This is a genomic window from Tateyamaria omphalii (assembly GCF_014651375.1).
Classification (GTDB): domain Bacteria; phylum Pseudomonadota; class Alphaproteobacteria; order Rhodobacterales; family Rhodobacteraceae; genus Tateyamaria; species Tateyamaria omphalii.
This window is the reverse complement of record NZ_BMWT01000001.1, coordinates 490,853-504,742: the sequence shown is the minus strand read 5'-3', so window position 1 is coordinate 504,742 and position 13,890 is coordinate 490,853. Positions and strand designations below refer to the sequence as shown.

Here is a 13,890-nt window from a genome sequence, read left to right as displayed (position 1 = left end):
GGGCCAAAAACTACACTAGATATAGCCAAAACGACGTCATTTGGTCAATATCCTGTGATTTTCTGGATGTTCCACTGCTCAGGGGTTGAGCATTGTCACCCGTTTTCGCGCAAAACCGCGCCAGCCAGGTAAAGCGACCCGCAGATCAGAACGCGCGCATTTGGATCGCGGGCAAGGATCGCCTCCAAAGCCGCGCCCACATCTTCCGCTTCGTGCGCCACCATGCCCACCCCGCGCGCCGCTTTGGCTGTATCCGCCGCAGATAACGTATTGGCCTCACCCGGAATGGAAAGAGCTGTCAGGCTGTCCACTTCAGCCGCGAGGGGTGAGATGTAACCGCGCGCATCCTTGGTGTTCAGCATACCGCAAATCATATGCGTGGGGCGCTTCGGAAGGCTCCGCAACACGCTGGCCAGCGCCGCCCCAGCCGCAGGATTGTGCCCGCCATCCAGCCACAGCTCTGCCCCCGCTTGTGCCGCTTGTTCGGCCAAAGGTCCCGAGCGCAACCGCTGCATCCGAGCAGGCCAATGTGCCTGCGTTACTGCAGCGTGGCATGCGGCTTCATCACAGCCAAGCTGGCGCAATGCGGCAAGGGCCATGCCCGCATTCTGTATCTGGTGATCGCCTGGCAAAACGGGGCGCGGCAGGTCCAAAAGGCCCACCTCGTCCTGATAAATCATGCCATCGCGCTCGGGCGCTGCATGCCAATGCTGCCCATACGCTTGCACAGGCGCCCCCAACCGCGCGGCTTGCGCCTCGATCACATCCAGCCCATCTTCGTCCTGCGGACCAACGATGCAGGGCACCCCGCGCTTGATGATCCCAGCCTTTTCGCCCGCAATCTTGGCCAATGTGTCGCCAAGAAACGCTTCGTGATCCATGGACACGGGCGTGATGATCGTCAGTGCGGGGGCATCAATGACATTGGTTGCGTCCAACCGCCCACCCAGGCCAACCTCAAGCAGCGTATAGTTCGCCGGGGTGCGGGCAAAGGCAAGGATGGCCGCACAGGTCGTGATCTCGAAATAGGTGATGTCCTCGCCACCATTGGCGGCATAGCATTCATCCAGATAGGCGGTCAGATCGGGTTCCGAGATCAACGCCCCGGCAAGCCGTATCCGCTCGTGAAAGCGCGCAAGATGGGGGGATGTGTAGGCGTGCACCCGATGACCCATAGCCTCAAGCCCCGCGCGGATCATGGCCTGGGTCGATCCCTTGCCATTGGTCCCCGCGATATGAATGACGGGTGGCAGATCATTCTGCGGATTGCCCAGCGCCTCAAGCAGTCGCCACACGCGGTCCAGCGTCAGGTCGATCACCTTGGGGTGCAGCGCCATCATCCGTGCAAGGATGGCGTCAGAACCTTTGGTCATTCCTTGGCGGCGTCTTCTGCAACAGGTTCTTCGGGTGCCGGTTCAGCATCGGGTTCAGGGGCTGGCAGATCACCCTTGATGGCTGGCGGTTGGCCCATCAGCATCCGCGTGATGGTGATCAACTCTTCCCGCATCTCGGTCCGCTTGGTCACCCGGTCGAGCATCCCGTGATCCAGCAGATACTCAGCCCGCTGGAACCCTTCGGGCAGCTTTTCGCGGATCGTCTGTTCGATCACGCGCGGCCCGGCAAAACAGATCAGGGCGTTGGGTTCGGCAATATGCACGTCGCCCAGCATGGCATACGAGGCCGTCACACCGCCGGTCGTGGGATGGGTCAAGACAACGATGTAAGGCAGGCCCGCCTCTTTCAGCATCTGTACGGCAACGGTCGTGCGCGGCATCTGCATCAGGCTCAGGATGCCTTCCTGCATCCGCGCGCCACCGGCGGCCGAAAACAGGATCAGCGGGCGTTTCAGTTTCACTGCTTCTTCAGCGGCAGCAATGATCGCGTTGCCCACATACATGCCCATGGACCCGCCCATGAACGAAAAGTCTTGCGCACAGGCAACGATGGGCGTGCGGCCCATTTCACCTGCAGCGACCAACATCGCCTCGTTTTCGCCCGTGGACTTCTGGGCGGTCTTCATCCGATCAGGGTACTTCTTCTGATCACGGAAATTCAGCGGATCAGCGAGCGGCGCAGGGACTTCAATTTCGGCAAAGACGCCTCCGTCAAACAGCGCTGTGAACCGATCCCGCGGCGTGATTGCCATGTGGTGGCCGCAATTGGTGCAGACGTTCAGATTGTCCGACAGCTCGCGGTGAAAAAGCATGGTGCCGCACTCATCACACTTGGTCCACAGATTGTCCGGGGTTTCGCGCCGCGAAAAGATCGAGTTGATCCGGGGCCGGACGTAATTGGTGATCCAGTTCATATGGGCTTCCTGCTGCCGTTCCGCATTTCAGATAATCCGGTGGGCCAGCAAATGCAATCAGGCGCGGATTGCGAGGCGGGCCGCCAACCAACTGACCAGCATGAACCCGAAGTCGACAGGCAGCCACGCCGCCATCGCTGCTTCGTCCCCCATGCCAAAGGGCAGAACGTACAAGGCAAGGCCCGACATCTCGTCCGGGGTTGCGGTCAGAACCATGGCAGAAACATTGTTGGAAAAGTGGACTGCCATGGCCGGGCCCAACGTACCGGACCTAGCGGTCAGGTCGGCCATAAGCAGGCCGAACATCGTTGCCCAAAGCGCAATGGTGAACGCGTTGCTGCCAGCACTTTCCGGAAGGTAGTGACCCGCTCCGAACAGAACGGCAGGGGCAAGCATCCAGACCAGGGGCGATCTGAACCGCGCCGCCAGCTGCTGCTGAAGATAGCCGCGAAACACAATCTCCTCTGCGCCGATCTGGACCAGCACTGCGACAAGGGCGAAGGGCAAAAGGATCAACCAGCGGCCAACAGGCATGTTCAGAGCAAGCGGCTCACCCGCGTCATAGGGCGGCAGGACCAACAGCGCGACGGTCAGCAGGAACATCATGAACAAAACCGCCCCGAACTGCCGCACGGCCAGACCAATCGGCCCGATCAGAGTCGAGGGACGCCGATTATGCACCATGATCACAACCATGGCGGCGGCAACGGCCAGCAGGCCAAGCTGGAAGAGCAAAAGCAGCATACCACCGGCGGTCTGACCCGTTTGCGCATCCTGCAAAAGCGCGCGGGCAGCCGCCGGCTCAAGCAACCCGAGAATGGTGCCAAACACCAACTGGCTGAGCACAAGGAAAAAGCCCGCGACAAGCACAAAACCCAAAACCAGACGCCAAATCTGTGCCCGCTCTCGTGCCGGTGCAACGAACATGTCATGCGGTCGGTAGTCGAAACTCAGAACACCCATCACGCGTCCAACGGCGGAGGTGGCGGCCCCTCATCTTGCGGAATCTGCACGTTGGCTTGGCGCAACAACTCGGCCGCACCGGTCAAATGGCCGGCAACCGTGTGCAAAAGGCTCATCAGAACCGTAGAATCCTCCTCCAGCACCGCGCGGAATTCGGCTGCGCCGATACGCAGGAATGTCACTTCAGTCAAAGCGGTCAAGTGCAGCTGGCGAGGCTCGTTCAGGATGATGGCAAGATCACCAATCAAACGGCCGGGTTCGATGATCGACACTTGACGGTCTTCACCGTTATCGCTGTCATAGCTCAGCACAGCGCTGCCCTTGACGCACAGATACGCCGCGTCCGGCTTTTCCTCCATCGAGAATATGCGCTGCCCCGGCTCGGCCGTGTACCATTGCGCCGCAAAGGCCAACAGGCGCTGGTTCCGGCTTTCCACACCAGAAAACAGCTCTGCCCGTGCGATGACGCGTAGCTTGCGGCTCAGATCATCGGTTTCTTCGTCATCTTCGTCATGGGCCTGAACACCGTCCACACGCCCATCCTTGATCTCGACAAACAGGTCATAGGCGTCGGGATTATTGAAACTCTCTTCGAGGAAGATCAGCGTTGCATCCGGCAACAGCTTGCGCAGCGCGGCGCGGGTCTCGCGCCTTTGATCAGCGCTGTGACTCGCCAGGGCGCGATCCAGAACCAGCACATCTGGGCGCTTGATCCCTGCGCGGGAAAAGGCTGCGCGTTCGTGGAAGATCGTGGGCAAATTCGCCCCACCAAGTCCGGTAGGAATATCAAAAACGGTTTCGGCCACCTGTCGGCGCAACCCATTGTCGTTGATCAGTTCGGCCACCAAGTCTTCGATCACCTCACCCTTGGTGCCGGCGACCATAGACATCCGACCGTACAAAGCGTTCTCCAACAAGGTCAGGCGCGGCAGGTATGTATCCGGCGCAATGGGAATAAAGATTTCCTCGGTCTGCGCCCGCAAGGCGGCACCGCTTGTCCTACGGATCTGCACGATCTCGTTCTTGAAGCTTTCGGGAAAGGCGGGACCAATCTGTTCTGCCGTAAAGGCAAACGGCACCGTCAGCAGCAATGAAAATTCGTCATCGGTCAGCGCCACATCGCCCCGTTCCCGACGGCGTTGGGAAATGTCCACAAGCTGCTCGTACATCTCTTCTTCGATGTTGAGCGCGGTAAACAGCGGATGACTCGTGCCGTCGCGACCAAAGGTCTGGTGCAGCGTCTCGATCAAGGTCTGCGAGATGGCAATGCCCTGTTCCGCCAGCCCGTGCTCGAAGACAAGGTTGATGAACCGATGATCCCGGGCAAGCCCCTGTTGGGAAATCTCGCGCGAGGGGGACGCAAACAACAAGTTCCCCCCCAAGGGCACCGCCGGGTTGAATTCATCTGGATCAAAGCGATGTACCGCATCCAGAACACCCTTTTCACGCAGGCAGTCCTCAACGGCCGGACGCAAGTCCACGATGGCTTTAGCCAGTTCCGGGTGTTGCTGCGGATCGATGTGACTGACCAGCATACGGCGGAACATGAACTCGTCGATGCCCATGGCCTCGACCAACTCGAACCACCACGCCCGCACTTCATCCTCGGTGCCCAGACCAGCTAGGCTTGGATCCACCCAATCCGTGTCCACGCGGTCCAGGCTGTTGCCGGACCGCAGCGCTTCGGTCGCGTACCGGTCCTTGCGCCCCTGGTCCCAAGGCACGGTGTTCGGGCGGGTCATCAGCGGCATCAACAGGTTGCTGCCCAACGTACCGTCAAACAGATATGGGCGTGATTGGGCATAACCGATACGCGCAGACACCACTTCCTGATGCAGTTCTGACAGGTCGTGCCCTGCGATGGTGATCGCCCCGCGCGTCGGCAAAACCTCTCGCGTCAGCAACTCAGCCAGCGCCGTTCGCTCGGTCTGGTTCTTAACTTGGATCGCAACCCGCGCACCCTTGGGGATTGTCAGATCGATCCGCTCCAGAACGGGCGTGTTCTCTGTGTTGCGGATGGTCACGTTGTCCAGAACGATATCACCCTGCAGATGCGGAATGACCTCTGGCTCACCCTCGAACAGCGCCTCGTCGATCATGTCGCGCGGGGCAAAGCGATCGGTCACAATCTCCCAACGCAAGGACATGTCCTGCGTCTGGTTGTAGTAGGTCAGCAACTCTTTCCATGGGCTGGACAGGTCTTTGTACGCCGCAATTGCAGCCACCAAAGCACCCACCGTGATGTCACCCCGGATGGCAAGGTAGCCCCCCACCGAATAGAAGAAGAAGGGCGTCAGTTGCGTGATGAAGTTGTTGAGAAACTTCATGAAGAACTTCTGCTGGTAGATCTTGAACCGCAACTCGAAAATCCGGCCCAGCCGGTCGGTGAACTGCGCCTGCCGATAGCGAAGACCGCCATTGGTGCGCAGATCCGAAATACCCGCCGCACTCTCGCCAATCTCGGCCGAAAAGGCACGGACCTGCTTGATCCGGTCCTTGTTCAGCAGGTTGATCCGACGCTGCAGCATGGGGATGATCCACGCCTGCAGCGGGATCAGCGCGATACCGGCCAGCCCGAACCAAACTGATTGCAGGAACAGGAACACCACGATGATCAGCATCTGGCCTGCCTGGAACACGGGCTGGGCCACCATGTCACCCATTAAGCCACCCATCGGCTCAGCCTCGGACGTGACCATACTCACCAGCTCACCCTGGCTGGTGGAGCGGAAGTAACTGCGGGGGAACCGCAGCATGCGACTGATCAACTGGAACCGGAAGCGGCGTAGCAGACGCTCAGCTGTCACACCCTTCATCGTGTTCAGCCGCATCTTGAGCAAACCATGCGCCAGCACGGCCACCAGATAGCCAAAGCACAGGGCCAACAGAAACTGAATCTGGCTCAGCTCATAACCGAAGACGTTGATGATGCTATCCGTCGCCCCGATGGCATCGTTGATGATACGCTTGGGCAATTCCAGCGTGGCGTATAGAAACGGGAAGGTCACGACGGTCAGCGCAAGCAGCATCAACTGATCGCGTCTCGAGTGCTTCCAGATAAAAGCAAAGATACTGGAATCCATTGTCTATCCCAATCGGCAGCGCCCACGATCCAATTGGCTGCCAATACAGCCGGGCGCCACGCGTTGGAAACAACTAGTGCCCGCAACGCTTTATTACAACCGCGGGCGCTTGCAGCAGCGCAGGGCAATGGCTATTGCAGTGCGGACGCTTTCAGGGGAGACGCCAGATGCTTAAAGGCAAGTTCGATAAGTCCAAGCTACCCAGCCGGCACGTGACCGAAGGGCCCGCGCGGGCGCCACACCGGTCCTATTACTACGCCATGGGCATGACTGAGCAGGAAATTCACCAACCGCTCGTCGGCGTAGCGACCTGCTGGAACGAAGCCGCCCCCTGCAACATCGCCCTGAACCGCCAGGCACAGTCGGTGAAGATGGGTGTGAAATCGGCCAGCGGCACGCCCCGAGAATTCACCACCATCACTGTCACCGACGGCATCGCCATGGGGCACGAAGGGATGCGTTCGTCACTGGCGAGCCGCGAAGCCATCGCAGACACCGTCGAACTGACCATGCGCGGCCACTGCTATGACGCGCTTGTCGGCCTTGCTGGCTGCGACAAGTCCCTGCCCGGCATGATGATGGCGATGATCCGTCTCAACGTACCATCTGTCTTTCTCTATGGCGGTTCGATCCTTCCGGGTCGCGCGCCTGTCGGGGCCAAAGTACCCGAGGAATATGCAAACCGTGACCTCACAGTGCAGGACATGTTCGAAGCGGTCGGCCATCAGCAAAACGGCACCATGACCGAGGCAGAGCTGGATGTGCTTGAACGCGTCGCCTGCCCGTCCGCCGGGGCCTGTGGTGGTCAGTTCACCGCCAACACCATGGCCTGTGTGTCCGAAGCCATTGGCCTGGCCCTGCCCAACTCTGCTGGTGCCCCCGCACCTTACGAGAGCCGTGACCAATATGCCGAAGCATCCGGTGCTGCGGTCATGAACCTCATCGAAAAGAACATCCGCGCACGCGACATCTGCACCCGTGAGGCATTCGAAAACGCAGCTCGCGTCGTGGCGTGCACGGGTGGCTCGACAAACGCCGGTCTGCACCTGCCTGCCATGGCGCACGAAGCGGGTATCGACTTCTATCTTGATGACGTGTGCGAAATCTTCCGCGACACGCCCTACTTCGTTGACCTCAAACCCGGTGGTCAGTTCGTGGCAAAGGATCTGTACGAAGCGGGCGGTATCTATGTCGTCATGAAGGAACTACGCAAGGCGGGCCTGATCCACGAGGATTGCATGACCGCCACCGGCAATTCCATTGGCGAAGAGCTGGACAAGATCAGCCTCGAAGCCGACGGACGCGTCATCTACCCCATCGAAAACCCGATCACAAAAACGGGTGGCGTTGTGGGTCTGAAAGGCAATGTGGCCCCCGAGGGCGCTATCGTGAAGGTCGCGGGCATGGAAGCGCAGCACCAAATCTTCACTGGTCCGGCGCGCGTGTTCGAATGCGAGCAAGACGCGTTTGAATCCGTTCAGAACCGCACCTACGAAGAAGGCGACGTATTCGTGATCCGCAACGAAGGGCCCTCTGGCGGCCCAGGCATGCGTGAAATGTTGGCAACCACGGCTGCTCTGTCCGGTCAGGGCATGGGCAAGAAGGTGGCGCTGATCACCGATGGCCGGTTCTCGGGCGCGACACGCGGTTTCTGCATCGGCCACGTCGGTCCCGAAGCGGCCCATGGTGGCCCCATCGCATTGCTCAAGGACGGTGACGTGATCACCATCAACGCGATCGAAGGGACAATCAATGTCGACCTGACAGATGAAGAGCTGGCAGAACGCAAGGCGGCATGGGCTGGCGCGCGTGAAACCATCTATGCTTCGGGCGCCCTGTGGAAGTACGCGCAGCTGGTGGGTGAGACATACAAGGGCGCAGTCACGCATCCGGGCGCCAAGGCGGAACGGCATGAATACTGGGACCTCTAAGGGTCTCCTGCTCGGCGCGCTGCTTTTTGGACTTGCGGCTTGCGAAGATTTCGCAGGGCTCAACCTTGGGGGCGCGACCGGCGAAAACCTGGCTCTGAACAACGCCAAGTTGGCGGGCGGCACAATATCTCTCGTGCCGCCTTCCGGATTCTGTGTGGACAAGCGCAGCTTGCGGCAAAACTTTGCGCTCATGGCGAGGTGCGACACGTTGGGCGGCAGGCTCACAACAAACGCCCCGCTCGCCATCATCACGGCGACCACGGTCACAGCGACCGGCGTGACCCAAGTCAGCACGTCAGACTTTGAAAGTGCGTCAGAAACGGTGCTTGAGCGCATTGATGATGCGCCGCTTGCCCTTGTTCAGGTCAAGGGCAAACCACCCAGCCCGGGCATGCGCGACACCTATTGGCGCGGCGCCGCCAGGATCGGGGATCAGGTGATTGGCCTTGCGCTGTATCAAAAGGCCAGTAACACGGATTTGGGCAGTGTTGCACCCAATCTGTTAATCCAAACGGTCGAGCAAACGCAGGAACAATCCATCGTCGCCGCTGTTGCATTGCAGGACAATTCTGCAACGCAAACTCCGAAACCGGCAGGTAGGGGGTTTGTCTCGGGTTTATTTGAGTGAAACCTTTGGCATAGATAAACTACCGGCAAGAGAACCGGCGCAGGGGCATATGGCAGGCAACCGCATCTCATTCCTCGACAGGGTATCGCACCGACACACGGTGCGGCGCTGGGCGCGCGCGGCGCGCAATGCCAATGATGCCCACATGTCAGAATTGCGCGGACTGCGCTCAGCCGCCCGCCTATTGCGCACCCATCTTGACCGGCTGATCCACCGCGCTGATGAACGGCTGGCCCTGCCCGCCATAGGATCGACAAGCTTCCCGCGCCCGCACAATGCTGACTGGGCCTGGCGCCCCGAACTGTGGCGCGGCTCGCTGCCCAGCCCGGGCATGTCTTCGGTACAGACGAAGTCCATGCTGGGCAACGAAGTGACCCTGTTCCACGATTGCGCTGTCAGCGAACTGACCCTTCGACAACTCCGCAATCTGCGGGAAGAGGACCTGGCCCCCTACGGGGTCCGCCTAGATGTCTTCAAGTTTGACGGCTCGTTCCTGTCCCTCGTGGTCGATCTGCCTGACGCAGCAGTCAAAGGGCTGACCAAGAACCACCTTCTGGGCATGAACACCATTGTCGAGATGGAAAAGCCGCTCGAAATCTTTGCCCGCCTCAATGTGCGCCATGGCCCCAACACCGAACAGATCGTGCGCGAACTGCCTCTGAACCAAGAGGACGTCACGGTCGAATTTGACCTTGCCTATTCCAAGCTGAACGAAAAGCGGGTCGAACGGGCCTGGATCGATCTGATTTTTGAAGGTCCGGAAATGAACCAGATCACCCTGCGTGATCTCACATTCTCGCGCCGACCCCGCGCCGCCTTGTGATGAAAGGGAAGCGATGAGCACTCTGACCCTCACCCCGACCAAGATGCGTTATGGGATCTGGCAGGGATTGATCCAGCAGAATGGCACTGGCGTGCCCCAGATCAAGGTGATCCACCTGAACAGTGACGTCCCTGACGTGCAAGTCACCGAACAGGGCGATGGCGGGCAATGGTTGTTACAGGTGCCGATCCCGGCCGAGGCAATCGCCGACGGCGTTCAGGTCTTTGTCATCACCGATGCGACGGACGACGAAAAGCTGGGCCACTTCACCCTGATCGCGGGTGAGGCACTGGGCGACGATATCCGGGGCGAGGTGGCGCTTCTGCGCGAAGAGCTCGACATGCTCAAACGCGCCTTCCGCCGCCACTGCGTCGAAACCAGCTAGCGCTGCGCCGCCTGTAACGCGGCGGTCAACACGTCCCGATCCCCAACGTGATTGGCAAGGATCAGGATCAGCCGCGCGTTCAGCGCATCGCTGTCCTCTTTGCTCAGCCCCTGATGCACCGCCAGCAGCTCGTCATAGAACCCATCCGGGTCCGCGATGTTCGGCTCAAGGTTCAGTTCCATCACACCCCCTTTCCCAATGCGATCCGCATAGCACTTGCAACGTCTTCGGCAGACGCCTCTGGCCAACGGGACACAACGTGCTGATCCGGGCGGATCAGGTACACCGCACCCTCAGTCTCACCCAGATAACGCTCTTTCAGAAACGGATTGCCCCGGGCGGTCAAACCCAGATGGGTCAACGGCACGCCGTCCACCTCGTCAATTTCCGGCGCAGGTGCATCAATAGACAGCAGCGTAAACCCACCCGGCAACCGATCCAGCAGATAGGTCTGCCCCAGCTTCGCATCCACCGCAGGCGCCCCGACGCGAGTCCGCTCCGGCCCATCCAGCATATCCGGCCCATTCAATGACAACCCGTCATACACACACGGCACCGACAACCGCCCCGAATTGACCAAGGGTCGGGCAAACGCATGATCCTGCGCCAGTTCCAGCACTGCATTGCGGAACACCTTGCTGATCTCGCTCTTGGGCGTCAGGAAATCGGTCGCACGGGTGGAGTTCAAAATGTTCTCATCCGCCCCATGCACCCGCTCCTCGGAATAACTGTCCAGTAGCGCCTCGGGCGCGAGACCCCGGATCACGAAATCCAGCTTCCACGCCAGATTGTCTGCATCCTGAACACCACTATTTGCCCCGCGCGCGCCAAAGGGCGACACCTGATGCGCACTGTCCCCTGCAAAGATCACGCGATCATGCCGAAACTCCTGCATCCGGCGGCATTGGAAGGTGTATATCGAAGTCCACTCCAACTCATACTCCGCCCCTTCGCCCAGCATCGCATCGACGCGCGCACGCACATTTTCCTCGCGCAACTCCTTCTCGCGGTCGATGTCCCAACCAAGCTGAAAGTCGATGCGCCAGATGTCATCGGGCTGCTTGTGCAACAGCGCAGACTGCCCCGCATCCTTGAAGGGCGGCTCAAACCAGAACCACCGCTCGGTCGGGAAATCGGCGGTCATCTTGACGTCGGCAATCAGAAAATTGTCCTCAAACACCCGCCCGTCAAAGTTCAACCCCATCATGTCCCGCACCGGCGACCGTGCGCCATCACAGGCAATCAGCCACTCGGCCTCAATCTGATAGGGGCCATCGGGGGTGTCCACATCCAGCAGCACATGATCGTCCCGCTGATCCAGGGCTGTAACGGCATTGCGTCCCCGTATCTCAATCGGCGCGCCTTCGTCCTGCGCCACACGGATCTCATCGACCAGAAACTTCTCGAAGTAGGGCTGCTGCAGGTTGATGAAGGCCGGGCACCGATGCCCATCCTCAGGCTGCAAGTTGAACTGAAACACGCGGTCGTCGCCGTGAAAGACTTTGCCCACGTTCCAGACAACACCCTTGTCGATCATGCGCTGCCCCGCGCCCAGCCGATTGGCAATCTCAAGCGTGCGCTTGGCAAAACAAATCGCGCGGCTGCCCTGACCCACACCGTCATGGTCATCCAACACCAGCACCTGCGTACCCTTGCGCCCAAGGTCCAACGCCAAGGCCATTCCAATGGGCCCACCGCCAACAATGACCACCGGATGACGCTGCGCGGGCATCGTTTGCGCAGCGACGGGGGCGTATGGGTAAAGTTGGAAGGCTATGTCGTAGCGAACATCGACCATTTCTTTAAGTTACCTTCAGTTGATACCACTTGGTGCAATCCAGCCGACCAAAGCGAAAACAAGAACGAAGGCAAAAATGACCCACAGTACTGCGCGCCCCCAGTTCCTTCGAAGTTCGGTATAACGCTCGTCGTTAAAAAGACTGCTCAAAGCGCGACTCCTTGCTTCGAGTGAGCTTTGGCCAGCACGGATCAGGCTTGCTGTGTTGTAAAGTAGCGTCCCTATGAGCTTAATCTGCCAATAAAAAGCCCAATCAAACGCGACAAAGGCGTGCGCAAAAGCAAGATAAACAACAAAGCGACCGATAGCCTCCAAACTCACCCCTGCAGTGCCTCCCACATCTCGATGTCCCGCTTGTCCGTCCAGATGCGTGGATGTGCGATGCCACGGGCCTCGTCATGGGCGCGGGCGACGTTGAAGGGCAGGCAGTGTTCGTAGATGGCATAATCGCTGAACTTCGGATCGCATTCGGCGCGCACCGCATCCCACGCCTCTTTCAACGACCCGCCGCGCGCAGCGACCCGTGCTGCAGGGCGGTAGGTGCTGTCCACAAAATCCCGCGTGCTCTCAATGGCCTTGTTCACCATCTCGGACCCAACAAGCGCATCCCCGCGCCCAGGCGCAATGGCATCGACGTCATAGGCCTTGATCGCATCCAGAGTCCCGCCCCAGTCGCCGAAGTACCCATCCCCGCAATAGCAGGCGGAGTGATACTCAACGATGTCACCCGTAAACATCACGTTCTGATCGGGCACGTGAATGACGGCATCCCCCGCCGTATGGGCGCGCCCCAGATGCTTGATGTCCACCCGGCGCGACCCGAGGTAGACCGTCATCGAATCCGAAAACGTCGTTGTGGGCCACGTCAGCCCCGGGATGCTCTCGTGCCCTTCGAACAGACGCGGAAAACGCTGGAACTCACTGTCCCAATCCTCCTGCCCGCGCTCGGCCACCATTCCGCGCGCCGTGTCGGACATGATGATCTGGTCCGTGCCATAGGCCGACGCCCCCAGAACGCGCACCGCGTGGTAATGGGTCAGCACCAGATGGGTGATCGGCTTGTCCGTCACCGTGCGCACCTTCTCGATCACCTTCTCGGCCAGCCGCGGGGTTGCCTGCGCCTCGACAATCATCACGCTGTCATCGCCGATGATCACGCCGGAATTCGGATCCCCCTCGGCGGTAAAGGCCCAAAGGCCCTCCCCGATCTCGTCAAAGGTGATGGTCTTTTCGGTCATGTCACCTTGCGAGGCGAAGGCTTTGGCCATGTGTCGGGTCCTTTCAGGAAGCGTCGGGTTGTTGGTCAGGATGGGCAGCGGCAATGGCCGGCACGTTCAGACAGGCCGCCTCGATCCGCTGTACTTTCGGAAACGGGGTCAGGTCGACACCCCATCGATGCGCGTTGTAAACCTGCGCCACAAGGCAAAGATCGGCAAGGTCAGGTGCGTGACCAAAGGCAAAAGGTGTGTCGTCCTGTACCAGTGCCTCAAAGGCGGTAAAGCCTTCGATCATCCAATGCCGCATCCAATCCATCACGCCGTCCGTGTCCGCCCCGTAGGCATCGCCAAGATGGGTCACGACGCGCAGGTTGTTCACCGGATGCACATCAACGGCCATCGTATAGGCCGCGGCCTGCACCCTTGCCCGCGCGAGCGGATCGGCGGGCAGCAAAGCAGGCTCAGGCCAACGCGCCTCTATATAGTCCAGAATGGCGAGCGATTGGGTCAGCACAGACCCATCTTCCAGCACCAGCATCGGCACGCCCTTGCCGGGGTTCATCTCGGCATAGTCCGCATCCTTCTGCGCGCCCGCCAACAGGTCGACAGGTACCGTTTCAAACGGCACACCCTTGAGGTTCAGCGCTGCCCGCACGCGGTAGGACGTCGTCGAACGCCAATAACTGTAAAGGGTCAAAGGAGCGGTCATGCGGGTGTCCGTTGCCAAAGTCGTCGCATCGGTAACTGTTGATTT

Annotated in this window: 13 protein-coding genes; 4 read left to right on the top strand and 9 right to left on the bottom strand. The window is 59.9% G+C overall.

Annotation, left to right across the window (positions count from 1 at the left end; translation table 11 throughout):
- Positions 1-95: 95 nt before the first annotated feature.
- Genes IE087_RS02400 through IE087_RS02385 form a run of 4 tightly spaced genes read right to left on the bottom strand, consistent with a single transcriptional unit; the run spans position 96 to position 6,354 of the window.
- Positions 96-1,373 (bottom strand): bifunctional folylpolyglutamate synthase/dihydrofolate synthase, encoded by a 1,278-nt coding sequence (locus tag IE087_RS02400; protein WP_189367354.1) that lies wholly within the window; start codon positions 1,371-1,373, stop codon positions 96-98.
- The gene (gene accD, locus IE087_RS02395) at positions 1,370-2,308 is read right to left on the bottom strand and encodes an acetyl-CoA carboxylase, carboxyltransferase subunit beta (protein WP_189367352.1); all 939 of its coding nucleotides are present in this window, start codon (positions 2,306-2,308) and stop codon (positions 1,370-1,372) included. Before accD ends, IE087_RS02400 begins: the two co-directional genes overlap by 4 nt.
- Positions 2,309-2,365: 57 nt before the next feature.
- A complete protein-coding gene (locus IE087_RS02390) occupies positions 2,366-3,271 on the bottom strand; it encodes a CPBP family intramembrane glutamic endopeptidase (protein WP_189367350.1) in 906 nt (301 codons plus the stop codon).
- Positions 3,271-6,354, bottom strand: a complete 3,084-nt coding sequence (locus IE087_RS02385) for an ABC transporter transmembrane domain-containing protein (protein WP_189367348.1) — start codon at positions 6,352-6,354, stop codon at positions 3,271-3,273. Before IE087_RS02385 ends, IE087_RS02390 begins: the two co-directional genes overlap by 1 nt.
- 167 nt (positions 6,355-6,521) lie before the next feature.
- Here IE087_RS02385 and ilvD point away from each other — a divergent pair, with 167 nt between their 5' ends.
- The 4 genes from ilvD to IE087_RS02365 are packed head-to-tail and all read left to right on the top strand — an operon-like array spanning position 6,522 to position 10,121.
- Positions 6,522-8,285, top strand: a complete 1,764-nt coding sequence (gene ilvD, locus IE087_RS02380; protein ID WP_189367346.1) for a dihydroxy-acid dehydratase — start codon at positions 6,522-6,524, stop codon at positions 8,283-8,285.
- Positions 8,266-8,913 (top strand): hypothetical protein, encoded by a 648-nt coding sequence (locus IE087_RS02375; protein WP_189367345.1) that lies wholly within the window; start codon positions 8,266-8,268, stop codon positions 8,911-8,913. Before ilvD ends, IE087_RS02375 begins: the two co-directional genes overlap by 20 nt.
- Before the next feature lie 49 nt (positions 8,914-8,962).
- Positions 8,963-9,736, top strand: a complete 774-nt coding sequence (locus tag IE087_RS02370; RefSeq protein WP_189367343.1) for a DUF6478 family protein — start codon at positions 8,963-8,965, stop codon at positions 9,734-9,736.
- 13 nt (positions 9,737-9,749) lie between these two features.
- A complete protein-coding gene (locus IE087_RS02365) occupies positions 9,750-10,121 on the top strand; it encodes a hypothetical protein (RefSeq protein WP_189367342.1) in 372 nt (123 codons plus the stop codon).
- On the opposite strand, the gene IE087_RS02360 is transcribed toward IE087_RS02365, so the two are convergent.
- From IE087_RS02360 to maiA, 5 genes are read right to left on the bottom strand one after another with little or no spacing between them, the layout of a single operon-like run.
- A complete protein-coding gene (locus IE087_RS02360) occupies positions 10,118-10,303 on the bottom strand; it encodes a DUF2783 domain-containing protein (protein WP_189367340.1) in 186 nt (61 codons plus the stop codon). The genes IE087_RS02365 and IE087_RS02360 overlap by 4 nt on opposite strands.
- Positions 10,303-11,919: an FAD-dependent oxidoreductase gene (locus IE087_RS02355; protein WP_189367338.1), complete on the bottom strand. Its 1,617-nt coding sequence runs from the start codon at positions 11,917-11,919 to the stop codon at positions 10,303-10,305. The genes IE087_RS02360 and IE087_RS02355 overlap by 1 nt, the downstream gene beginning before the upstream one ends.
- Before the next feature lie 15 nt (positions 11,920-11,934).
- Positions 11,935-12,240, bottom strand: a complete 306-nt coding sequence (locus tag IE087_RS02350) for a hypothetical protein (RefSeq protein ID WP_189367336.1) — start codon at positions 12,238-12,240, stop codon at positions 11,935-11,937.
- Positions 12,237-13,187, bottom strand: coding sequence for an MBL fold metallo-hydrolase (locus IE087_RS02345; RefSeq protein WP_189367334.1), 951 nt, complete (start codon positions 13,185-13,187; stop codon positions 12,237-12,239). The genes IE087_RS02350 and IE087_RS02345 overlap by 4 nt, the downstream gene beginning before the upstream one ends.
- A gap of 13 nt (positions 13,188-13,200) precedes the next feature.
- The gene (gene maiA / locus IE087_RS02340) at positions 13,201-13,845 is read right to left on the bottom strand and encodes a maleylacetoacetate isomerase (protein ID WP_189367332.1); all 645 of its coding nucleotides are present in this window, start codon (positions 13,843-13,845) and stop codon (positions 13,201-13,203) included.
- Positions 13,846-13,890: the final 45 nt, after the last annotated feature.